The sequence below is a fragment of the Spiroplasma endosymbiont of 'Nebria riversi' genome (genome assembly GCF_018831625.1).
In the GTDB taxonomy this organism is placed as follows: Bacteria; Bacillota_I; Bacilli_A; order Mycoplasmatales; family Nriv7; genus Nriv7.
Map to the genome: position 1 here is coordinate 265288 of NZ_CP065193.1, position 23876 is coordinate 289163.

The following is a 23876-nucleotide window of genomic DNA, read 5'->3' on the forward strand; positions in this document are numbered from 1 at the left end:
AAAAAAATCATCAACTTGATAATTTTAAAAGGCTTTTATGTAAAATTACTATTTTTACTTTAATTTTTTATACATTAAAATATAATACCGCTGTTTGTTGGTTTGAATTTAAACCCTTATGTTGGTATTTTCATTTTCAGAGATTTAAATAATTTTGAATATTAGTAAAACCTAAACCATGATAATGAATTAAGGCTTCTTTAAGACTAGATTGTAATTTACTGATTTTATTTAAGTTACGATAACTAGCTTCAGGATTAATTGTTGTTTTAGTTACATATAAAGTATAATTTGTTTGTTTTGCTACTAAAAAATATAATTTTTGCATATCAGAAGTAATAATTGAATTTTGGTTAATTAATTCTTTGTTCATATTTTCAATAACTCATTGTTTTTGTAAACGTTTGGTGTTTGTGGATTTAACATAAATATTGTTATTATTATCAACTGCCATTTGAATACAGCATTTAGTATTAGTTGCGAATGGGTCAAGGTGAATTCTTCGTGGATCAGTTTTATGTTTGAAATTTCCTTTATGAATTTCTTTAATAAATGTTTCATCGATTTGGATTTTGCCAGATAATTTTTTAAATTTTAATTGGGTATTTTCTAATTGTTTTGATTTCATTAATTTTTGACGATTATATCAAGCAGTTTTTAATGTAGTTTTAATAAAACGAGAAATTGTTTTACTAGATTGCCCCAGCAATGAAATTTGAATCAATAAATTTCATTGTTCATAATTTAAATGACTTCAATAAATAAAATGATTACAAGGAGCGTCAAAACTTGCATGACAATTTTTACATAAATATTTTTTTTCCTTCTGGATTATTGGTGTGGCCACCCTTTTTTGGACACTTTTTATGTAGATTATCATTTTCTAAATTCAACAGGCGTTAAATAATTTAAACTGCCATGTATTCTACGATTATTGTATCAATTAACAAAATCAAATAATTCGCATTTTAATTGTGTTAAATTTTCAAATTTTTTACCCTTGATAAATTCCGTTTTAAAAGTTTTGTAAGTTGTTTCAGCCACAGCATTGTCATAAGGACAACCCTTCACACTCAATGATCTTTTAATATTATAGGTTATTAAAATTTTATCAATGGTTTTATTTTTGAACTCATTACCACGATCAGTATGAAATAAAGTTATTTTATTTAATGGTCGTGTTATTTTATGAAAAGCTTGTTGAACTAGTTCGGCGGTTTTGTTTGGTCCGGCACTATAGCCAATTATTTCTCGATTAAACAAGTCAATTAATAAACAAATATAATGTCATTTTCCTCCAACTTGCACATATGTTAAATCACTAATAACAACTTCATTAGGTTTTTTGTTATTAAATTGACGATTTAAAACATTACTAATTTGGTCATTATTAACCATTGTTTTATGATTACGATATTTTAATTTGGTGTATTTAGAAACCAAATTATTTTTGATCATAAGGAATCTGATTTTTCGACATGATAAGATAATATCTTTTCTCATTAAAACAGCTTTAATTTTACGACTTTTATTAAATGCACTAATAACTTCTTATTCATAATTATTAACATCGTACTTAACACAATTATTAGTTTGATAATAATATGTTGATTTTGCTATTTTTAATATTTGACGCATTTTTAGCACGGAATATTTTTCTTTATTATTGTTAATAATTCCTATTTTTTTCCAATTATCAGCGCTGCTTGCTTTAAAATGTCATTTTCCATTCGTAATTGTTGGTTTTCTTTTCGCAAGTAAATTAATTCATTTTCTTCGACGGTGCAATTATCTTGCACTTTAAATGACGCAAAATTATTAAAATTTTCAATTCACTGAATATACGGCTGATTTTGAAATTCCGTATTCTTTAATAATTTCAACAATGCTTTTTCCGTTTTGATAAAGCATGACAATTTGTTTTTTAAATTCATTTGAATATGAGTTTTTCCCCATTTTTATCTTCCTACTTTCTTAATAATTTTATTTTATTTGAAAGTCCACATAAATATGGTCCAACTTATTGTAACCGGTAGCGTTTAGTTTTAATATCCACAAATTAAATACTGGTGGGCATATAACAAAGAGGTAGTGAAATAAGAAAAAGACGATAATTATCGTCTTTTTTGTTCTTTTGTAAAACAAAATATGCACTTCAATAAATATTGGAGATTGGTTTATATTATGTGTGTAAGGTAACCATTTTAGAACAGTAAGAATACTCCTCCCTCTTAACAATAATTTTTTAAAGGAGGTATTTTAATTAATAAAATTAAACTAACTTTATTAACTTGTTCGAACAAAAAACTAAATTCTATCTAAAAATTGTGTTGTAAATATGAGAACACTTTTTAGGTGTGCCTAAAAATGCTTTTTGATAATTTCGAGCATTTCTCGCACCTAGTTAGCTAACATAACTTAGTTAACATAAGTTAGCTAACATAACTTAGTTAACATAGGATAGATAACATAGATTTCTTAGATAGTTAACTATGTTAGCTAACTATGAAATTGCATATAAGGAAGGATATATATTATCTTTTTACAAAAAATAAAAAATTATTGGTATGAGGAGTTAATAAATAATAACTAACTTAAAAAATTTATTTTTAAATAAAAAATATATTGTTGTTGAAATAACAAATGCGATTTTACTATCAATTCCCAATAGTGGCGGTGGTTATTGAGTTCCTCGCAAACTAGTATACCCATCAATTAAATATGCAAATCAGATGGTGCTTGGTATTTTTACAGAAAATGATTATGAAATTATTAAGTATGATGCCAACGGTGCACAGAAAATCACAACCATTAAGGGGCGAGAAATTATTAATTTGTATGAAGAAGTTAAAATTAAAAATCGACAAAAATTTTTAGAAAATATTAAAAAATCTGAAGCTGATAAAGATATTAATTTTAATTATATTATTCCCGAATGGCTAAAAGAAACTGATTTAAATTAGATTAAATCTTGAACAAGTACGAAATGGCTAAAAAATATTTTTATGTTATATATTCTTGCGAAACCAATGAGTTAGTCGGTGTTTATGATAGTGTTGCCGAAATTGTAGAACGATATTATGGGCTTTCGCGTAATGATCTTAATTTTAAAAGAAAAGCCCACTCATTAGAAACTGTAATTTATTACAAGAAAAAAGCCATTCGTCCGCGGAAATGAATTATTTATAAAGAAATAATTGAGGAAGATTAATTAATGGAAAACAAACATTTTTATTGACTTAAAGCGTTACGCCAAAAATATTCTTATAAAGAATTAATTACAGCGTTAAAAGCAATTAATTGTCAATTGAAAGAAAAATCATTGCAATGTGAGTTTAAAAGAATAGAAAATTATTGTAAGCGAAAAACTAAAAAAACTTATGATTATCAAAATTGCTGTGTGCCACAAGAAAAATGTACTCATTTTCTTTGCTGACAACACATAAGGAGAAAAATATAATATGTCTAAATCTTTATTGAGGCGTGGTTCACCGCTTCCGATTACTCAACAAAAAATGTGGTTGTAATAAGGTAAGTATTTAGTTTATGAATTATATAATTGGTATCGACTACGCAGAAATCGGTTCTACCGGTATTGTTCTTTGGAATTTTTAAAATTCATGCATTGAATTTAACGAAACAATAATTTCCGAAAGCGTTGAACAAGCAATTTTTAAAATCAAAAAATTATTTGATAATTTTAAAAGAATAGAAAATTTTAAGCCATTGTTTATTATTGAAAATTTTTTCTTAACTAAAGGTAGAACGATTACCAATCCTTTAGCAACCTCAGAACTTATTGGAGCAATAAGCAGTCTTTTAAGGTTTAAATATCATTGACACTTTCTTAGACAAGAGCCTTCTAAAAAGAAAGGATTTTTTTGCAAAGGAAATTTAAAACTTACCAAACACGAGCACGATGCGTGAAAACATATTCAATACTTTTTGGGTAATGAGGTAAAACAAAATGTTAAAAGCAATAAAAACAAAAAAAAGAAAATAAAGTAATTGACTATGTTAATTTTATAAATTTGACAGTTATTTTAAAAGATATTCACAAAATCACAGAATTTAAAAAAAAATAGCTATTAGTAGTGCTGTTGTTAAAGTTGTTAATGTTCAAGTTAGTTGAGCGGGTCTTAACTACACAACGCTCTATATTTATGAAGAAAAGTTGCAAAAAGAATTCTTAAAATTAAAAGAACACAATATTATTTTAATTGAGGGAAAATTACACAATCGTTATTATCCAAATAAGACCACCCACAAAACATTTTTTAGCATTGAGGTTGAAAAATTTAAAAAAATTGTAAAAAAAAAGAAAGAATAAATAGCTAAAAACTCAATAATTAGAAAAACTCATTAGATAATTAGAATATCAAATGAGTTTTTTATTTGAAAAAGGAGTACACACCAAATGAAAATTAGAGATAAAAAAATCGTCTTTATTGGTGAAGATGGACAACCCGAAAAAAATTATGATGGAACTTTTAAGGTGAGAAATTTATATCATGGCTTTACTGAGCAAAATGACTATACTGCTAATTTTCAGGAAAAAGCAAAAAATCTGTTACAAAGAGAAACGGATGCACTAAAAAAACTTGCCGATAAAGAAAAAGAATATTTAACTTTTAAAAAAGAACAAGAAATTAATAAATTAATTCAAGATGCTAATATTGATAATCAATTTATTAATTTTGTGAAAAACTCAATTAATTTTGAAAATTATATTGAAGTAATTAAAAATGATATTAATAATTTTGTGGCCACGATGCCAAAAATTAAATACACATTAGATACAGGGGGCGTTCCAAATAAGGCTGATGATAAAAATACTAACCCTTCCGACTCAGAAGAAATAATTTTTTCATCATATGCTTTAACCCCTCAGGATTTAATGTTTAAAAGAAAGGAAGATAAATAATAATGGCGTTTTTTATTAATGTTGACCAATTAAGAACATTGGTTTCAATCAAATGAAGATCCGAATTTCCACGAACAGGAAGTTTAATTCACCAACTTTTTGCAAATGAAATAGCTTTTACCGAATTTGAATATGGTGAGAAAGTAGTTATTCCACTTGCAACGGACGGAGTTATTAATAGAACATGAGACCCAAATACTGGTTCCAAATCTAACTATGCAACGATAAAAAAAATAGAAGCTACCTTGGACAAGGTAATTGATATTCAAGAACGTATAGGGCGTTTAGAGAGTAAAGCAGTAGGTCCGCAATTCATTGAAAGTAAGATTATTCGTCTTCGCCAACAAATGGCTGAAATTTATGACAAATACGATGCTGAACAATTAGTGGCTGGTGGTACAACAATTGCAACCGCAAAACCGATTACTAAAAACACAATTCTTGAAGAAATGGCAAAAATGAGAATTGCTGTTGTCAATTCTGAAAATGAGTGGACAAGTGGTTTCTTGCTCGCGACGGCTGATGTAGTGACCGAAACTACTTATGCGAAATCGGTAACCACTTCTCCTGATGGCGTGCTAGGTATGGTTAACGGAGTTGTCGGTGTTGTTAATGGTTGTATAACTATTGAAGTGCCCAAATCTCGCTTGCCCGAAAATGTTAATATGATATGAGTTAATACTTTGGCATATGCGACATTTACAGGTATTGATTTACCTATGAATGTAGGTGTGCATACAGACGAAAAATATATGGGACAAGTTTATATCGATGAACGAGAATTTTTTACTGGTAAAGTTGCTGTAGCCAAAATGGTTCATTATCATAAATCAACACCAGACCCAGGTGGAGACCAAGGTCAAAAAGATGATTAAAAAGGAAATTAGGCTATATTAGATAGGTAGCCTTTTTTAGATTATGCCCATCGGAACTAATATAACTGCTTTGCAGTTGAGAGTTATTAAAACTATGCAAATGCCCCAAAAACAAGAAAATGATTTTTTACTGGAATTATTAAAATTTGTAGGTGTGCAAGTCATTGGTATTTTATTAGCAAAATTTACTGCTGGTCTGTCGCTAAAATTTTCTCTAAGTGCCGGATTATCAAATTTAACATCCCAATTAATTGCTTCAAGTGTTCGTGTTGTAACTGATTTTACAATTAATCAAGTATTATGATATTTATAAAGAACAAAGTAATACAATAAGCACTTTACTTAATTTAACGCCAGCTATTGGTGAAATTAGTAAGATATCAAGAGCTTATAAAACAACAAAGTTTTTTAATCTAGCGAAAGAAAATAAAATTATTAATCACTTAGGAATAACAACGGCTAATAATTTAGAGCAGATTATTTCGCAGGTTCATAATAAAAAAATTATTCTTGAAAAATATAAAACTTGATTTGACTATACCAAAAAACCAACTAAAGAAATTATGCTTAATCATTTAGGATTTTTGGCACGAAAACAATTTGTTAAGAATTATAAAAGTGCAAATGTAACAACATTAGGTCAACTTTTGGAAATGGAAACATTACTAAGAAAAATTAATCCTAATCTCATGACTAAAACAAGGATATTTAAAGAAAAATGAGGTAATCAATTTTTAAATCGTTACGGAACAAACATTAATGAAATTTCAAAAATGCTAACAGAAAACTGATTTAATTTAATTACCCAAATGCAAAAATCAGGAATGCGTCAAGGTACATTATTATCACTAAATACTTTACGAGCAGAAAATGTTTTTCGTTCTCAATTTCTTAAAAGATTTAATAAAATTATGGAAAACTCAAAAAAATTACAGAAATTGTCACCCACATATCAAATTCAAAAAGGTTTAAATAAAGTGTTTGAGCCTGTAAGAAAAACGATTAAAGAGATACAATTAAAGACTACAACCAAAATTCAAGAATATAAAAATTTTAAGAACATTATTTCAAGAGTGCAAAAGAAAATAATTACCGATGGTACTTTATTACCATTAATATCTGATGTCTTTTTTGCAGTCAAAGTTAAACCAACAGGAATAATAACAGATATTGCGATTACAATTTACTACCAAAATCCTGAATATCCACCAATAGGACCAATAATTACTACTCCCTTAAAATTACAACAATTAATAACTTCATCTAGTCCTTTTAAATTTTATATGTATGAAAGTGGTTGAGCAATTGGTTGAGGTAAAACTAAAGGTAACATATTATCTTTAATGCCATTTTTACCAGCAAATGTTCAAGAATTTTACATCAATAGCATAAAGTTATATCGAGTTTTAACTCCGTTTTTAAAAATAACTTATGACCGTTATAAAGAAGGAAATTTATTTAAAGTTAAAAAAAATTTTAATCAAGTTTTTAATAAAGACAACTATGTTAATTGAGCCGTTGATAGTGTTTTAGGTAAGGGAATTGTTGGACGAAATGTTAAAAAACGCATTGTTAGACCGCTTGTTAAAAACAAAAATATTAATTTGAAAATTAATGCCAAAAATATGATCCAAAAACAAATAACTAAAAAAATTACTACTATCAATAAAAAACTAAATCGGAAGTGATAAAAAATGCTCTTAAAAGAACTTTGACCAAATATAACCATTAATGGTTATCATACTATCAAACCACTTACTGGAATCTTAGATGGTATAGCATCTAAATATAAAGATTTAAATTTTACTAATTTTGATGATTGATTTAAAACTTTCGCTTTAAGGTCTCAAAATGATTGCAACATGTATCTTGACTTTATCTTTAACAAGTGATAATTTACTACTTTTCCTGATGAAATTAAAGAAACCGTTATGGACATGATTTATATTTTGATTGAGCATTGAGTGTTTAACAGAGTTCCGGTTGAATTTTTTGTTGATGCAACAAATAATTTGAATACTTCTAGTACAAGTTATATTGCCTCTACTCTAGCAAATAATACTCAAGATATGATTCCGCAAAGAGTTACAGCATTAGATAATTTTACAGAATTAAAAAATTTCTTAATTCCTTATAATGATGAAAATACAGTTGATGCTAATATGATTTATTTAGGTTTGTATTACAGTAAATTTGTTGTTGATAAGCTATTAGAAAATGAAAAAAATGAACGAATTGATGCTATTAATCAAGAATATGCTGAAAGGATTGAAACTGATATTAAATTAAGCAAAGCCGTTCATGATGAGAAAGTAGATAGAATTGTAGGGGGCAGACTTAATGATAATTTTACTTTAAAAAAACAATTAAAATTTTTTCAAAGTCGCTGTCAAGATTACACATGTCCACAAAATCCTAATCTTAGAGGCCTCATAACTAATTTAGTTATTGAAGAATATGCAAGTTCTGATTATGAACATGAAACAGAAACTTTAACGGTGTCTTTCCCAAAACAGATTGGTACTTTACCGCCAAACGCTTTACAACCTAATCCTCAAGAGGGAGATTATACGCATGCTACAACTGCTGATTTTTCGGCAAAATTACAAAAAAAAATTAATATATTAACAAATAATTTTAAATTATTGCAAAATTCTTTTATTGGTACAATTGCTTGATTTGGTAGGGTTAGGGATATTGAATACGGTTGATTTGTTCTTAGAACTGAAAGTTATACGGTTACTCTTTCTGATGGCAGTAAAATTCAAACGCCAGCATTAAAAGAAGGAGATTTTATTAGAAACAAAACAAATGATCCTTTAATTTCGGAAAATTCAAATGTTGTTCAACATACGCATCCCATTAACATAATTCCTGACTTTGAAAAACCAAATTCTTCTTTTGTTTTCCAAAATTCAGAAAATAATTTTAGAGCTTTAAATCGCCTTCATTTTGTAACTGTAGATAACGGAGATTCTTATGGTTGTATTTTTCGAAGTAAAAGCGGTTTTAATGATTGACCTACAGTTGTGTCTCAATATTTACATCTTTTTTTAAAGGCAAATACAGAAAAAAATGAAACTAATATTTTAGAAACTCGCCCACAAAATACTAGTTTAATAGCACATATTTATGTTGGATTAGGTGCGAAAATTGAATAAATTAGATATAGAGATTAAAAAAGTTAAGTCTAACTTTTTTAATCGTAATCTTAAATAAAAAAAGGAGAAAGTGTTATATGAATTCAGAAACAGTAGCGAGTGTTTTTACAGCAATTATTGGTGGTTTGGGTAGGACCGCTGGCATTATGGGAATAATCTCAGCTTTAAAAACAAAAAAGGAGGCGAAAAAAATGGAGCAAGAAAATAAATAAGCGTTAAATAAAATTGATACCAAATTAATGATTATAAATAATAAGATTGATATGGTTATTGCTATCAAAAATAATAATGCTAATAAAAACGATATTAATATTAATAAACCAAAACGAGGAGCTAAAAATAATGCCTAAAAAATTATTTTGATTAAAAATGTTAATTTACTTTTTAAGCTTTATTACTCTAGGGCTTGTGCCTTTGGGGAAATTAATTTCTGAAAAAATTGAAATTTTAAAAAAACAAGTTGAAGAATTGGAAAGTAAATAATGCCATTACTGTTTACTAAGAAATGATTTAGTGACAAAGATGATAATGTTTTAGTTAAAAAACGCGAAATGGAAAAATCAATTTTACGAATGTATGGTTTTGCCCCTTTCGGTCATGAAGATTATTATAAATCTTATGTCTCTGACACTATGGCTAATGCATTAACGCCTAAAAAATTGGAAATTAATATTAGTCAACAAGATTTATCAACAAAAATAATAACACGACTTTATAAAAATAATTTTCAAAGTAAAAACTGGATTAATGAGAAACGAGCTAGCAATATTGGTGTTTCTGCATTTCTAATTTTTTTAAATCAAGGAATTATGAACTTTCAACCCATACGAGTAGCAGAGCGAGAATATGATGTGTTGGGAAATTTAATTCAATGTACAATTTTTTACGACGACTATAAGAAAAATAATCTTAATTTACGCATGTACGAAACTTACCAATTAGAAAACAGCAAAGTAAAAATTACGCGTGAAATTTATGAACTAAGCACCAAAAAAATTATCGACAATAATGGCACTTCCGAATTGGAACAAACAATAATAAAAGTTAATGATTTTTAAAAACAACGCAATAATGAAAAATTAAATATTAACCAAGTTTTAGAAATTAACTACATACCAATTGCAATTTTTTCTAATTTACCAAGTGAGCGTGCTGACATCGCTGGTGTTGAAGATAAATTGAAAGCTTTAGATATTTTTTATGAACAAAGTATTCTAGATGCGATTTTAAATGCCACAAGGTTTCTTATTAATACAAATTCACTTGTTGGTAATGTTCAAAAAAATGTAAATAATATTATTGATGATTTTATTAAAAATCATGTTTTAGTCATGAATTATGATCAAGCCCAAAATCCAATACCCTTTTCTACTATTAATGGTTAATTTAGAGGAAAAGAATTAACTTATTTATATGATTGAAATGTGACCGAGATTAATAAACGGATTGGGGTGCATGTACCTGCAATTCATAAAGGGGCTCAAAAAACTCGTCAAGAAAGTTCGGCGGTTAATATTCAAAATAACAATATGCTTGAGCAAAAAATATTATTACGAAAAGAAGCCCGTGCAAACTTTATTTACTTACTACTTAAATTTGACCGCGACTTGAATGGTAACAATTTTATTTCAAAAGAACTTGAAAAAATGACAATCAAAGTCAATTTAAATGTAACCAACCACAATTGGTAAAAAAATTAATAATATTGATATGAAAGGACAAGAAAATGGCGGATTGAAAAACTAAACCAAGTCAAGAAAATGAAACAAAATATCGTGATTATGCAATTGATAATACTCCACTGGACTTTGCAAATTACACCGAACAAGCAGACCCTGACTTGCATACAATTTATAATGAAACAAGAAAACGCGAATTATATATTTACCCTTTAAATAACCTGATTAAAAACACAAATAAACCTAATTTATACTTTTTTCTCCCAATGTTGTTAAAATTGGCTTTATTGACCCTTTAGAAGTTAAAAAAACGATTGCTTATGAAGTTAGTGACTTTAATTTAGAATTAGATGCCCGCAATGCTACTAATATTCAAGATAACAGTGTGGAGTATACTATGGTTGATGCTAAGACTATAATTTTTCAAGATGAAATTTTATACGGAAAATTTAATCTTCATGTTGTTTCCGTTGGTGAACCGGCGAACGAAAATAATTTGGGTGAATTGTATATTATAAATTCTTACACCTAACGCTATGCTCAAAAATCAATTAAGGTAACCAGGGAAACGGTTTTGGTACGGGCGCAAGATTTTAAAGTTCGTGGTTCTAATCCCATTATCGTGCGTATTCAAAAACAATTGCCTGAAGATAAAAAGGTTAAAGCAATTACTATTAAATTTCCACGGCAAGTTTTATTTAGAAATATTAAATTAATTGGTGAAGTAAACGGTTTGGAAGGTTATCCGCGATTATTTATAGAAAATGACAAGGTTATGTTACCAATGCTATCAATGCCGATTGAAAATGAACCAAAAGTTAGAATATTGCAACAATGAATGTCTAGTCAAGTTTTATCTTGAGAAAAAGCGAAGCAATTTTTTAATGAGAAAAGTGTTTTGGGTTTAATCGCGATTGGCGGTGGTACCAAAACACGGAGGAAAGTTTTTATTGATGCAAGAGTAACATTAATGAAAGTTACTAAGAATACACAAAAGTATTTTCCAACAATTAGTGGTAATAGTTGTTCTTTAGGTTCATTATTGAAAGAAAATATTGATTTTAATGAAGCAACAACATTAGATGGTATTCCAGCCGGTAATTATCCGTGGTGTACTGATACTACTTCATACAATCTAACCAAGGATTATGATAGAGTGGAGTTAGAATTTAAGGAAATATTTAGAATTGATAGCTTACAAAAAGTATTATTAGACATGTTAGATTATACATATAATTATCGTACTAATTTTAAACACGCAAAATATTATGACAACAAAGATAATGGCATATTATATGGTCATCCGAAAAATGATGTTGCAAAGTTAAAAGAAGAAAAATTTGCTGGTCAAAAACCGGAAACGGTTATTACAAACTTATTTGAAGATTGAAAATTTGAAAATCCAAAATTAGTAAATCATCCATCGGTACAAATATTTAAGCAAATTGTGATGATGCTTTCTGAATATATTTTTTCGGAATTATGAATTAATACAGGATTTAATGATGATTACAAATTATTGTTACCTTACTATTTTAAATTGGCATCTCAACCAATTTTAGAAGATGGTTTATATAAATTTAAGGATGTTACAGTTGTCTTAAAATCTCAATATTTTGTTTTTGAAAATAACATAACTAAATTAGTTAATAACGATATCTCACAAAATCAGTTATTCAAATTGAATGATAATCAATATAACTGGCTATCATTAGTAAAAAGTTTAGAACCAAACGATATTCCAAGTTTACTGCCAAAAGATATAAAACTTGCAGATGGTAATTATGGTAAAAATTTTACAAGACTACTTATAAGTAAATCAAATCTGAACAATGTTATGAATATTTATGGAAAGGGATTAGAGGCGTTATTAAGTAATTTTAGGTGGTTTGAAGAAATAAATAAGCTTGACATTACTAAGCAATGTAAATTTTTTTTAGAAAAATAAATAATTAATTTTAAGCGATTGGAATTATCTTTTAATTTTGTAGAAAACTCTTGATAAAATAAAAAAAATCATCAACTTGATAATTTTAAAAGGCTTTTATGTAAAATTACTATTTTTACTTTAATTTTTTATATATTAAAATATAATACCGCTGTTTGTTGGTTTGGAATTAAACCCTTATGTTGGTATTTTCATTTTCAGAGATTTAAATAATTTTGAATATTAGTAAAACCTAAACCATGATAATGAATTAAGGCTTCTTTAAGACTAGATTGTAATTTACTGATTTTATTTAAGTTACGATAACTAGCTTCAGGATTAATTGTTGTTTTAGTTACACATAAAGTAGAATTTGTTTGTTTTGCTACTAAAAAATATAATTTTTGCATATCAGAAGTAATAATTGAATTTTGGTTAATTAATTCTTTGTTCATATTTTCAATAACTCATTGTTTTTGTAAACGTTTGGTGTTTGTGGATTTAACATAAATATTGTTATTATTATCAACTGCCATTTGAATACAACATTTAGTATTAGTTGCGAATGGGTCAAGGTGAATTCTTCGTGGATCAGTTTTATGTTTGAAATTTCTTTTATGAATTTCTTTAATAAATGTTTCATCGATTTGGATTTTACCAGATAATTTTTTAAATTTTAATTGGGTATTTTCTAATTGTTTTGATTTCATTAATTTTTGACGATTATATCAAGCAGTTTTTAATGTAGTTTTAATAAAACGAGAAATTGTTTTACTAGATTGCCCCGGCAATGAAATTTGAATCAATAAATTTCATTGTTCATAATTTAAATGACTTCAATAAATAAAATGATTACGAGAAGCGTCAAAACTTGCACAGCAATTTTTACATAAATATTTTTGTTTTCCTTCTGAATTATGTCCATTTTTAACACAATGGTAAGATTCACATTTAGGGCATTTAATGCCTTGTGCTCTAAATTTTTGATCAATTTCATTTAAACGTTTTTGTTTTTTTATTAATTCTGCTTGTTGTTTGACTTTTTCATAAAATTCTAAAAATTGATCATCTGTTAAAGTATTTACTAGTTCTTGAATTATTTTTTCCATAATTATTATCCACCTCTATCATATTAAAAATATACCTAAAATTAAGTATATTCAATAAATATCAAGAGTTTTCTACAAAATTAAAAAGAAATTTTAACTTTAGTTAAAAATTTTTAAAAAATTCGCTATAACTAAGGTTTGAAAGAACTTATAAACTCAAGGAGCGAAGCTATTGCTCTTTTAAAATAACAATTACAAAAATATTTGGGAAAATTAAACTATGATCAAGTAATTATTGAGGATGGAACACCAATTTCAAAAAATAATAAATTAACTTCTTTTTTTGGTGAAAAAGATCTTGATTTAACTGTTAAAGTTGGTAGTTTAGATGAAGTTTCATTAAGTTTATATTTAGAAGGACTTTTACATATATAAAACTTATATAAATTAATAATAAAATAAATAAAACACACTTTGTATAAAGTGTGTTTTTAACATATGTGATTATTTGTTTAAAAAGTCTCATAGTTTATCATAATTCGGTTCCACTGATGTTTCTTCGTTAATATCAATATAGATAACGATGTTATTTTCATCTAATACTAATAAGGTTCTTGCTAGAAGTTCTAGTTTTTGGATTACTAAACAAGTTTTAATGCCGAAATCACGGTATTTGTAATCAGATATAAGGATGTGATTATTGTCTTTAAAACTTTCACAAGCTTTATTTTGGGCGAAGGGTAGGTCTCTTGAAATTGTAATTAGTTGCATATTTTCTAGTTTACTAATATTTTCGTTAATATGTTTAGTTTGGGTTAAACAAGTGCTAGTATCAACACTGGGGACAACTGAGATTACTTTCTTTTTATTGACGATATCAGTTATTTTAAAGTCTGACATATTAAGATTAGTGGCGATAAAATCAAGAGTTTCACCAATTTTAATTGGTTCTTTAATTAATTGTAAAGGTTTTCCTTTCATTTTTACTTCCATATTAGTCCTCCTTAGGGTATGTATAATTTAATTATATAAAGAAATGATGTAATATAATATATAATATAAATAATTTGATAAAGGATGAAGTTATGCAACCAAAATATTTTTATGTTTCGACGCCAATATATTATCCGAATAATGAATTGCACTTAGGACATGCGTATACAACAGTTTTAAGTGATATTTTAGCGCGTTATAAGAAACAACAAGGTTATGAAGTATTTTTTACTACTGGTAGTGACGAACACGGACAAAAAATTGCTAAGGCGGCACAATTAGCAAATATTACCCCTCAAGAATTTGTTGATGGCATCGTTAATAAGTTTAAAGATCTATGAACAGCCTTACACATTGATTATTCTAAATTTATTAGAACTAGTAGTCAAGAACATACTATTGTTGTTGAAAAAATCTTTAATCAGTTATTAGCCCGGGGAGATATTTACTTAGATCAATATGAAGGCTGATATTGTATTGCTTGTGAAGAATTTGTTACTAAATCACAAATTTCTCGTGATAAGTTGCATTTATTATGTAATCAACAATTAAAATTTTTACAAGAAGAAAGTTATTTTTTTAAAGTTTCAAAGTATCAAGAACAATTGTTAGCTTATTATCATCAACATCCTGACTTTATTTATCCCGAATCACGAATGAATGAAATGATTAATAATTTTTTAAGTCCGGGACTTCAAGATTTAAGTGTTACAAGAACAAGTTTTAATTGAGGGGTTCCGGTTAAAGAAAATTCCAAACATATAATTTATGTTTGAATTGATGCTTTAAGCAATTATTTAAGTTCATTAGGTTATCTTTCATCAGATAATAGTGAATTTAATAAATATTGAGGCGAAAATAGTGAGGTTGTGCAATTTTTAGGTAAAGAAATTACTAGATTTCATGCTATTTATTGACCAATCCTATTAATGGCATTAAATATTCGTTTACCTAATAAATTAATTAGTCATTCGTGAATAACAATGAATGATGATAAAATGTCAAAATCAAAAGATAATAGTATTAATCCATTACAATTAATTAATGAGTATGGCAGTGATGCTTTACGATTTTTTCTTGTTAATGATTTACATATTACCAGAGATAGTAATTATAGCTTACAATTATTAATTGATTCTTATAATAGTAATTTAGTTAATAATTTAGGTAATTTATTATCAAGAACAATGACAATGACCGAAAAATATTTTAATAATGTTATTCCGCAGTATGTTCCTAGTACTAATGATTTAGATAAGGTATTAGAACAACACATTCATTTAACGATTGAAAGTTATGAAGCAAAAATGGATCAATATTTAATTAATGATGCTGTTAAAGCAGTAATTGAATTATTACATTATGCTAATAAGCACATTGAAGAAAGAACTCCTTGAATATTATTTACTAATCATGATGTTAATTTAAATAAAGTTATTAATAATTTATTACAAGTTTTAAAAGTAAGTGCGTATTTATTACAACCTGTTTTAGTAACAAAAAGTATTGTTATTTTTCAACAATTAAATATTAATTACGAAAAGTTAAATTTTACAAATTTAACTAATTTTCAAGACTTAGATAATGTTAAAATTAATTTGAAACAAATATTATTTCCGCGAATAAATAATAGTTAATTATTTTTAATTTAAAGGGGGATATTTTATGAAAATTACTAAAGATTCTAATAAATGATGGTTCATTTATGAAATCGTAATTGCCATCTTTACATTATCAGTTTTAATTTTTGATTATGTTGAACATTTAATAACTAAAATTTGAGTGCGAAGTATTGATGAGCCTTTTTCTTATACGGGTTTTCAAGGTCAATATTTTATTTATTTTACAATTCAAAGTAATATTATTGTTTTTGTGTGATTTTTATTAGCAGCAATTTATCACTTTTAAAGTGATAAACCACTAATTTTAAGACAAGGGGGTTTAATTGTCATCTCATTATATATTTCTATTACTTTTATAACATATATGACAATGACGCTCCCTTTTGTGGCGACAGCAATGGCGCCGATTACTTGATTTAAAAATATGAGTCAGCATTTAATTTACTCATTAATGATTGTAAATCTTGCGAAATTTTTATTAATTTAATGCGCTCTTGTTTTCTAATTTGTTTTAATTCTTGTTTTGCCTCATAAACATCATTTCTTGTATCATACAATAACTGATACTTATATCATATTCCTTCTTTTTGTAAAAGATTAATTTTATTTTTTTCTTAGCGATTTTGCAAATCAATTTCTAATTTAGTAACTTTTCAATCACTTTTTCAAATATTTCTTAATTTCTTAACTTCTTTAAGATTATTTTTCTTTTCCGCAATCCGAATATTTTTAGTATAAAAACTATCAATTGGTATGGCAACCCTTTTTTGGACACTTTTTATGTAGACTGTCATTTTCTAAATTCAACAGGCGTTAAATAATTTAAACTGCCATGTATTCTACGATTATTATATCAATTAACAAAATCAAATAATTCGCATTTTAATTGTGTTAAATTTTCAAATTTTTTACCCTTTATAAATTCCATTTTAAAAGTTTTGTAAGTTGTTTCGGCCACAGCATTGTCATAAGGACAACCCTTCGCATTCAATGATCTTTTAATATTAAAGGTTATTAAAATTTTATCAATGATTTTATTTTTGAACTCATTACCACGATCATTATGAAATAAAGTTATTTTATTTAATGGTCGTGTTATTTTATGAAAAGCTTGTTGAACTAGTTCAGCGGTTTTGTTTGGTCCGGCACTATAGCCAATTATTTCTCGATTAAACAAGTCAATTAATAAAAAAATATAATGTCATTTTCCTCCAACTTGCACATATGTTAAATCACTAACAACAACTTCATTAGGTTTTTTGTTATTAAATTGACGATTTAAAACATTACTAATTTGGTCATTATTAACCATTGTTTTATGATTACGATATTTTAATTTGGTGTATTTAGAAACCAAATTATTTTTGATCATAAGGAATCTGATTTTTCGACATGATAAGATAATATCTTTTCTCATTAAAACAGCTTTAATTTTACGAGCACCATAAATTTTACGACTTTTATTAAATGTACTGATAACTTCTTCTTCATAATTATTAACATCATACTTAACACAGTTATTAGTTTGATAATAATATATTGATTTTGCTATTTTTAATATTTGACACATTTTTAGCACGGAGTATCTTTCTTTATTATTGTTAATAATCCCTATTTTTTGCCAATTATCAGTGCTGCTTGCTTTAAAATGTCATTTTCCATTCGTAATTGTTGGTTTTTTTTCGCAAGTAAATTAATTCATTTTCTTCGACAGTGCGATTATCTTGCACTTTAAATGACCCAAAATTATTAAAATTTTCAATTCACTGATATATGGCTGATTTTGAAATTCCGTATTCTTTAATAATTTCAACAATGCTTTTTCCGTTTTGATAAAGCGTGACAATTTGTTTTTTAAATTCATTTGAATATGAGTTTTTGCCCATTTTTATCTTCCTACTTTCTTAATAATTTTATTTTATTTGAAAGCCCACATAAATATGGCCCAACTTATTGTAACCTATCCAAAATTCTAAAAATTGATCATCTGTTAAAGTATTTACTATTTCTTGAATTATTTTTTCCACAATTATTATCCACCTCTATCATATTAAAAATATACCTAAAATTAAGTATATTCAATAAATATCAAGAGTTTTCTACAAAATTAAAAAAAATTATAATGGTCACCGTTTTATTTTAGCAAAATCTCGCGGATATAATTTATCAATCGCTTTTTGCTTAATAAAATATAAAATTGTTCTTTTACCTAAAAAATTTCAATTACTACTATAAGTAGATATTAACTTTGTATTTAAAACTTTTAAAGCATTTTGACTATTAAATAATTCTTGATTAGTTTCTGATTTTAAAGCAATAAACATTCCTTTAACTTTTACAATTGGCATACATAATTCTAATAACATATTCAACTGAGCAACAGCTCTGACAGTAACAATATCAAAAAAATCACGATATTGAATCGCAATATTTTCAACACGATTATTAATAATTGTTACATCTTTTAAAAATAAGTTTTCAACTACTGCTTGTAAAAATAAACACTTTTTAGTAATTGCTTCAACAAGAAATAATTTAACCTTCGGAAATAAAATCTTAATAACGATTCCTGGAAATCCGGCTCCCGTACCAACATCACATATGAGTTGTTGTTCTAAAACAACATTTTTTGTTAATAACAATGAATCAAGAAAATGTTTTTGATAAACCTCTTCTTTACTAATTATTGTTGTAAGATTCATTTTCTCATTTCATTGTTGCAATAATTCAAAATATTTTTCTAATTGTTTTATTTGTTCATTAGAACAAACAATATTTATTTTCTTTAATAAACTAACTAACATCTTAACTTTTTTTCTTCGTATACGGCATATTTAACATTTTTGGCATCCGATCATTTTTTTCATATAATGCAAATAGTGGCGCAATTAATAATTGTAAAACATAAGGTAATATTGTCCATCATCACTTATTACTATCTTGTCGTAAAAATCCACTAAATTCAAGTAAAACTGTTACTAAATAAGTAAAAAATACGCTGCGAAATAATGCTCATTGACTTAATGCCACAATCGCAAAAGCAATTAATCCGATATTATCAACACTAACATCGAAAGTGCCTTTTTGGTTTGTAAAAAATGCACCACCTAATGCTATTAAACCAAAGCCAACAATAACTGCTAAATAACGAATTTTAACAACATTTATTTGACTTAAAGTTAAAACAACAGCATTTTTTCCAGCTGCTTTAAAATATAACCCCATTCGCGTTAAAAAGAAAAAAGAAGAAACAACTAATATTAAAATAACATTAAAAATAAAAACTAAAGATAACGGATATCCGATAAATATTGGAGCAATAAAAATTTCATTAGCATCTAATGTTCTTTGTCCATAATTAAATATTAAAATTAGCGAACTCAAACCTAAAGCCAAATAATTTCAAATAAATGAAACAAGAAACTGATTAGTTTTTAAAGAAACCGTTAATACCGAGTGAATTAAACCTAATCCCATACCAATAACAAATGCTAAAAAAAAACCTAAAAAACAAATATTATCACCAAGAAATAAATATTGTTTAACCACAATTGCATACGATAACTGCCCTAAAATCATTACGCCATCAACACCAAAATTTAAAATCCCCGCTTTTTGCATTATTAAACATCCCATAGCTGCGAATAGTAATGGTGCCGATAATGATAAACTACTAATAAAAATATTAACAATATTCATAATTATCGTCGCCCCTTATTAATTATATTAGTTGCATCATTAACATCAGGTCGTTGGTTTACTAACGCCTCCCGCATTCTAAAATTAATTAAAAACTTTGGTTCTTGTTTTCATAAAATAATATAACTTACTAAAACAGAAATGGTAATACAAAATGAAAAAATAATATCAATGATTTCATAATCAAATGATGTCAAGGAAAGAAATTGAGTTTGCGAACGAATTAAACCAACTAAAATACTAAGCAACAAAACCCCAATGCGCGAATTAAATGCTCATAAAGGAATCAACAAATTATCAAATTCTTGTAACATTGTTGAACTTAATCTTCCCAATTTATTTAGATTAGCGACAAAATAAGTATAGCCCGCGATTCCAGCAATTGCTCCTGAAATTGTCATAATAATTAATTGCTTAGCGTTAGGATTTAATCTTGCATATTGCGCCGCCTCAGCATTAGCAACCGTTAATTCTAAACAAAAACCAAACACGCGACGATCTAATAAAATCGTTACAAAACCATAAATAAACAAAGCAATAAAAATTGTAATGGAGAGATAAACCGTCATACTTAATTTAATTATTAAAGAAGCATTATTATTAATAATACCATCATTATATTGACTTCATTCTGGTAAATGATAATAAATATTAAAAGCAATAATATTAAGCAACAAAGTTGATGCCATTTCATTAATCTTAAAATAAGTTTTAAAAAAACCAGCAATGAGAGCATACAATGCCCCCACAATAATTGATACTAAAATTAATAACATTGTTGTAAATTTATTAGTAATGCCAACAGCACTTAATAATCGTGAAGTAATAAATGTTATTGTTGCCCCAATAATCATTTGCCCAATAACTCCAAGATTATAAATTCGAAACCGAAATGCTACTAACGAAGCTAATGATGCTAATAGCAAATATGAAAATGAATTTACAAAATTATGAAAATGATTAATATCATTAAAAGGCATTAAAAATAATATATCATATGCTTTCAAAGAACTAACTTTAAAAAGCGTAAAGATTATTGCCGATAAGGCAAAAAGCAAAACTACTGTTAATGAAACCACCGTTGCTGCTTTTAATTTTTTGTTAGTTCAAAAATTTCTTATAATATTCATTTTTAACCACCAGTAATCCTTATTTTAATTGTCGCTATTACTTGCACAATTTTATCTTTAACTATTGTAATTTTATTAATAATTTTTTGCCACAATAAAAATTTTCGAGAAATACTTTTATATTTTAATTCACTTTTAGTAATTTGAATATGTTTATCAATCAAATCTTCGCGTTTTTTAGAAAGAATCAGCGGATTATTTAAAACATTACTTTTAATATCATCCCGTTCTAGGGTAGCAACCATTCTCCCATTTTGAATAACTGTCACCCGATTAGCTAATAATTCTAAAAGGTGCGAATCACAATCAATTAAAAGAAATGCTACGCCTTTTTTTTGTAAGGCGATAATACGATTAATAATCAATTTTGCTGAATCATTATCTAAATGCATTAACGGGTTAACTAAAATAACAACTTTCGGGTTCGTTTCTAGCGTCCTTGCTAAAACAAATTTTTGTAATTCGCCATTAGATAAAGTATTGGCAATACTATTACCATTAATAAAATCAGGCATTTGATAATTTTGTAAAATCTTTTTTAATTTAAATCAAATATCATCACGCCTTAAAACTCCAGCATTTAAATATTTAGGATTATTATGATGCCATAAAATAAAATTATCAATTAAAGAATAACTATCAATAGTTGCATCTTGTAAAAAATTTTCTGGTACTAAATCAATGCCTAATTTATAACGATAAGCCTGATTCTTTTTATTAATACTATTATTTTTAAAAAATATTCTTACTGTTGGTGATTTAGTTTTTCCTGAAATTATATCCCCAATTAAGGAACTACTAATATTTGTGCGATCATAAACTCCTAAAATTTCACCAACTTGTAAAATTAAATCAATGCCTTCTAATTTTGGATAATTGCGTTTATTAAAACTAATATCTTCAGCATATAACACTAATTCTCTTTTTTTTAAAGAAACTTTTTTATGGTCAATCATTGTTGTTCAATATTTATGTTGAATTTTCTTTACTTTTAAAACATTTTTATTATGCTTTGTCCACACAATCCGACCTTTATTTAATAATGAATAATGATTTGACACTGCTTTAGCAAATTCTTTACTTCGTGTTGAAAAAATTACTGTAATTTTATCTTTAATAAAAGATTTAAAAATTGGTAAAAACTCTTCTTCTTGTTCCAACGGTAAACCAACTGTTGGCTCATCTAAAACTAAAATTCGTGGTTTTTGGTACAAAGCTCTTAGTAATGACACCTTTCTTTGTTCTGATAATGAAAGAATCCCAAACTGTTTATTTAAATCAACATAAATTTTATACTTCCGCATTAATTTTTCAATTTTATCTTCAGTTTTTCCTCAATTAATAAATATTTTCAAAAATTGTGGTTCATTTCCCAAAACTATATTTTGACGAACACTAAAATCAGGAATAAAGTAAGTATCTTGTCCAGCATAACTAATTTGATAGTTAGGAGTAAAAAACTGTCCGATGCGTTTATTAGCAACTTTAATCACACCATTGGTGGGATTTTCCAAACCAGCTAATAAACGCACGCAAGTTGTTTTACCAGCCCCATTATCACCAACTAAGGCATAAATTTCACCAGAATTTACCTTTAAAGTAATATTATTTAAAACTAAATTATCTTGATATTGTTTATAAACATTATTAAATTCAATTAAAGGTGATGACATTAGCTAGTTCCTTCTTTACAAAAATGTTGTGATAATGGAGCATTAATAACATTACATTGCAAAGGCTTTCACACAAATTTATTATTATCAAATTGTTGATGAGAAAATTTAATATCTTGAATATCAACAATAATATCACTAACGAGATTTCAATCAGTTAATAACTGTGGTTTTATTTCCTCAGAATGATAAATTTTAGATAATATAACTGTAAAATTACGATTAATACTAGCAAGTAAATAATTTTTGGGTTTAATATGATATTTTTCTTTATTCATAATATCAACACTAACAAAATAATGTTTTTTTAAATTATCATTATTATCAATAAAAGCTTTTACTAAATTATTACTATATAATAACAACGGATCAAAAATTAAACTAACTTGATGATTTTCTAATAATGCTTTTGCAGTATTATACATATTATTACGATTCCAATCAGAGCTAATTAAAGGATCACGATTATCAATTGATGTTTGTCAATCAACAAAATTAAACTCATAACCACCATCTTGCTTACTATCAATTTGCGCTTGATATAGTCCTTGTAGAAAACCAAAAGTTAATCGTTGTGCTAATTGATCATTTAAATATTCAACAGCACTAACTTGAATTTTATTATCAATAATTGTAAAATCTTGACGATTTTTTAACATATAAATCCCTGATTGATATCCTAAATTATAACCCATTGTCAAAACATCAAATTTAATTTCAACTAAATTAACAATTTTATTACTAACAGAATTATGAACATAATCATAATCTAAGGTAATAATTTTATTACCCGTAGCAACCGACTTTTCTAACTCTTTTGTTAAATTAGGAATATTATTAGCAAAATTATGATTTAAAGCAATAAAATATTTTGTTTTATTTTTAGTATGCACATTCAATATATTTTGTCAAAATAACAATTGCGTCGTCTTATCAGAAAAATTATCAATAATCCAATAATTATCTAAAATATCAATTGATGAATTATAAAAGTTTTTTGTTGTTGTATTATCATAAATACTTAATGGGTGATTAGCAAAAATAACTGCTTGATCAGTAACAGGACGACTACAACCAAAAATGGGAAGAGCAAAGATACTGGCGATATTAATACTATTTATTAATTTAAAGATTTTATCCACTT

Annotated in this window: 30 protein-coding genes and 2 pseudogenes; 20 read left to right on the forward strand and 12 right to left on the reverse strand. The window is 26.5% G+C overall.

Annotated features, from left to right (window positions below):
- Positions 1–67: 67 nt before the first annotated feature.
- Together I5Q57_RS01830 and I5Q57_RS01835 are read right to left on the reverse strand one after the other, a co-directional pair.
- The gene (locus tag I5Q57_RS01830; protein WP_215826541.1) at positions 68–880 is read right to left on the reverse strand and encodes a transposase; all 813 of its coding nucleotides are present in this window, start codon (positions 878–880) and stop codon (positions 68–70) included.
- A pseudogene (locus tag I5Q57_RS01835) lies at positions 874–1956 on the reverse strand (IS3 family transposase). The gene I5Q57_RS01830 and the pseudogene I5Q57_RS01835 overlap by 7 nt, the downstream one beginning before the upstream one ends.
- Positions 1957–2732: 776 nt before the next feature.
- Here I5Q57_RS01835 and I5Q57_RS01840 point away from each other — a divergent pair.
- From I5Q57_RS01840 to I5Q57_RS01915, 17 genes are all read left to right on the forward strand, one after another.
- Positions 2733–2963, forward strand: coding sequence for a hypothetical protein (locus I5Q57_RS01840; RefSeq protein ID WP_215826542.1), 231 nt, complete (start codon positions 2733–2735; stop codon positions 2961–2963).
- A 23-nt stretch (positions 2964–2986) separates the two neighbouring features.
- Complete coding sequence (locus tag I5Q57_RS01845) at positions 2987–3211, forward strand: hypothetical protein (RefSeq protein WP_215826543.1); 225 nt, start codon at positions 2987–2989, stop codon at positions 3209–3211.
- Positions 3212–3214: 3 nt separating this feature from the next.
- Positions 3215–3460, forward strand: a complete 246-nt coding sequence (locus I5Q57_RS01850) for a hypothetical protein (protein WP_215826014.1) — start codon at positions 3215–3217, stop codon at positions 3458–3460.
- A gap of 266 nt (positions 3461–3726) precedes the next feature.
- Positions 3727–4008: a hypothetical protein gene (locus I5Q57_RS01855; RefSeq protein WP_215826544.1), complete on the forward strand. Its 282-nt coding sequence runs from the start codon at positions 3727–3729 to the stop codon at positions 4006–4008.
- A 409-nt stretch (positions 4009–4417) separates the two neighbouring features.
- On the forward strand, positions 4418–4924 hold the full coding sequence (locus tag I5Q57_RS01860; protein ID WP_215826545.1) for a hypothetical protein: 507 nt from the start codon (positions 4418–4420) through the stop codon (positions 4922–4924).
- Positions 4925–5169: 245 nt separating this feature from the next.
- The gene (locus tag I5Q57_RS01865) at positions 5170–5799 is read left to right on the forward strand and encodes a hypothetical protein (protein ID WP_215826546.1); all 630 of its coding nucleotides are present in this window, start codon (positions 5170–5172) and stop codon (positions 5797–5799) included.
- A 43-nt stretch (positions 5800–5842) separates the two neighbouring features.
- Positions 5843–6112, forward strand: coding sequence for a hypothetical protein (locus tag I5Q57_RS01870; protein WP_215826547.1), 270 nt, complete (start codon positions 5843–5845; stop codon positions 6110–6112).
- Positions 6113–6362: 250 nt separating this feature from the next.
- The gene (locus tag I5Q57_RS01875; RefSeq protein WP_215826548.1) at positions 6363–7490 is read left to right on the forward strand and encodes a hypothetical protein; all 1128 of its coding nucleotides are present in this window, start codon (positions 6363–6365) and stop codon (positions 7488–7490) included.
- Positions 7491–7493: 3 nt separating this feature from the next.
- On the forward strand, positions 7494–7694 hold the full coding sequence (locus tag I5Q57_RS01880; RefSeq protein WP_215826549.1) for a hypothetical protein: 201 nt from the start codon (positions 7494–7496) through the stop codon (positions 7692–7694).
- Positions 7695–7736: 42 nt separating this feature from the next.
- Positions 7737–8960 (forward strand): hypothetical protein, encoded by a 1224-nt coding sequence (locus I5Q57_RS01885; RefSeq protein ID WP_215826550.1) that lies wholly within the window; start codon positions 7737–7739, stop codon positions 8958–8960.
- Between the two features lie 77 nt (positions 8961–9037).
- Positions 9038–9172, forward strand: a complete 135-nt coding sequence (locus I5Q57_RS09580; protein ID WP_256444904.1) for a hypothetical protein — start codon at positions 9038–9040, stop codon at positions 9170–9172.
- Positions 9173–9302: 130 nt separating this feature from the next.
- Entirely contained in the window at positions 9303–9443 is a 141-nt protein-coding gene (locus I5Q57_RS01890; protein ID WP_215826551.1) for a hypothetical protein, read from the forward strand.
- Entirely contained in the window at positions 9443–10018 is a 576-nt protein-coding gene (locus tag I5Q57_RS01895) for a hypothetical protein (RefSeq protein WP_215826552.1), read from the forward strand. The genes I5Q57_RS01890 and I5Q57_RS01895 overlap by 1 nt, the downstream gene beginning before the upstream one ends.
- Before the next feature lie 120 nt (positions 10019–10138).
- The gene (locus I5Q57_RS01900; protein WP_215826553.1) at positions 10139–10345 is read left to right on the forward strand and encodes a hypothetical protein; all 207 of its coding nucleotides are present in this window, start codon (positions 10139–10141) and stop codon (positions 10343–10345) included.
- A gap of 39 nt (positions 10346–10384) precedes the next feature.
- Positions 10385–10651 (forward strand): hypothetical protein, encoded by a 267-nt coding sequence (locus I5Q57_RS01905; RefSeq protein ID WP_215826554.1) that lies wholly within the window; start codon positions 10385–10387, stop codon positions 10649–10651.
- Between the two features lie 35 nt (positions 10652–10686).
- Positions 10687–10938 carry a hypothetical protein gene (locus I5Q57_RS01910; protein WP_215826555.1) on the forward strand — a complete coding sequence of 84 codons (252 nt, stop codon included), beginning with the start codon at positions 10687–10689 and terminating at the stop codon, positions 10936–10938.
- A gap of 275 nt (positions 10939–11213) precedes the next feature.
- Positions 11214–12587 (forward strand): hypothetical protein, encoded by a 1374-nt coding sequence (locus I5Q57_RS01915; RefSeq protein WP_215826556.1) that lies wholly within the window; start codon positions 11214–11216, stop codon positions 12585–12587.
- A gap of 128 nt (positions 12588–12715) precedes the next feature.
- Here the strand turns inward: I5Q57_RS01915 and I5Q57_RS01920 are convergent, their stop codons facing one another.
- On the reverse strand, positions 12716–13675 hold the full coding sequence (locus I5Q57_RS01920; RefSeq protein WP_215826557.1) for an IS1/IS1595 family N-terminal zinc-binding domain-containing protein: 960 nt from the start codon (positions 13673–13675) through the stop codon (positions 12716–12718).
- Between the two features lie 204 nt (positions 13676–13879).
- Here I5Q57_RS01920 and I5Q57_RS01925 point away from each other — a divergent pair, with 204 nt between their 5' ends.
- Complete coding sequence (locus I5Q57_RS01925; protein WP_215826558.1) at positions 13880–14050, forward strand: hypothetical protein; 171 nt, start codon at positions 13880–13882, stop codon at positions 14048–14050.
- 69 nt (positions 14051–14119) lie between these two features.
- On the opposite strand, the gene tpx is transcribed toward I5Q57_RS01925, so the two are convergent.
- Entirely contained in the window at positions 14120–14608 is a 489-nt protein-coding gene (tpx, locus tag I5Q57_RS01930; protein WP_215826559.1) for a thiol peroxidase, read from the reverse strand.
- A 92-nt stretch (positions 14609–14700) separates the two neighbouring features.
- On the opposite strand from tpx, the gene metG reads away from it, so the two are divergent.
- Positions 14701–16245: a methionine--tRNA ligase gene (gene metG, locus I5Q57_RS01935; protein WP_215826560.1), complete on the forward strand. Its 1545-nt coding sequence runs from the start codon at positions 14701–14703 to the stop codon at positions 16243–16245.
- Positions 16246–16273: 28 nt separating this feature from the next.
- The gene (locus tag I5Q57_RS01940) at positions 16274–16516 is read left to right on the forward strand and encodes a hypothetical protein (protein WP_215826561.1); all 243 of its coding nucleotides are present in this window, start codon (positions 16274–16276) and stop codon (positions 16514–16516) included.
- Positions 16517–16646: 130 nt separating this feature from the next.
- Here the strand turns inward: I5Q57_RS01940 and I5Q57_RS01945 are convergent, their stop codons facing one another.
- The 8 genes and pseudogenes from I5Q57_RS01945 to I5Q57_RS01980 all read right to left on the reverse strand — a co-directional run bounded on the left by I5Q57_RS01945 (position 16647) and on the right by I5Q57_RS01980 (position 23874).
- Positions 16647–16787 carry a hypothetical protein gene (locus tag I5Q57_RS01945; RefSeq protein ID WP_215826562.1) on the reverse strand — a complete coding sequence of 47 codons (141 nt, stop codon included), beginning with the start codon at positions 16785–16787 and terminating at the stop codon, positions 16647–16649.
- Between the two features lie 57 nt (positions 16788–16844).
- On the reverse strand, positions 16845–17024 hold the full coding sequence (locus I5Q57_RS01950) for a hypothetical protein (protein WP_215826563.1): 180 nt from the start codon (positions 17022–17024) through the stop codon (positions 16845–16847).
- Positions 17009–18116 (reverse strand): annotated as a pseudogene (locus I5Q57_RS01955) (IS3 family transposase). Before I5Q57_RS01955 ends, I5Q57_RS01950 begins: the two are co-directional and overlap by 16 nt.
- 231 nt (positions 18117–18347) lie before the next feature.
- Entirely contained in the window at positions 18348–19034 is a 687-nt protein-coding gene (gene rsmG, locus I5Q57_RS01960) for a 16S rRNA (guanine(527)-N(7))-methyltransferase RsmG (protein WP_215826564.1), read from the reverse strand.
- Position 19035: 1 nt separating this feature from the next.
- Positions 19036–19929: an ABC transporter permease subunit gene (locus I5Q57_RS01965; protein ID WP_215826565.1), complete on the reverse strand. Its 894-nt coding sequence runs from the start codon at positions 19927–19929 to the stop codon at positions 19036–19038.
- 2 nt (positions 19930–19931) lie between these two features.
- Complete coding sequence (locus I5Q57_RS01970; RefSeq protein WP_215826566.1) at positions 19932–21059, reverse strand: ABC transporter permease subunit; 1128 nt, start codon at positions 21057–21059, stop codon at positions 19932–19934.
- A gap of 2 nt (positions 21060–21061) precedes the next feature.
- Positions 21062–22732 (reverse strand): ATP-binding cassette domain-containing protein, encoded by a 1671-nt coding sequence (locus I5Q57_RS01975; RefSeq protein ID WP_215826567.1) that lies wholly within the window; start codon positions 22730–22732, stop codon positions 21062–21064.
- Positions 22732–23874 (reverse strand): hypothetical protein, encoded by a 1143-nt coding sequence (locus tag I5Q57_RS01980; protein WP_215826568.1) that lies wholly within the window; start codon positions 23872–23874, stop codon positions 22732–22734. Before I5Q57_RS01980 ends, I5Q57_RS01975 begins: the two co-directional genes overlap by 1 nt.
- Positions 23875–23876: the final 2 nt, after the last annotated feature.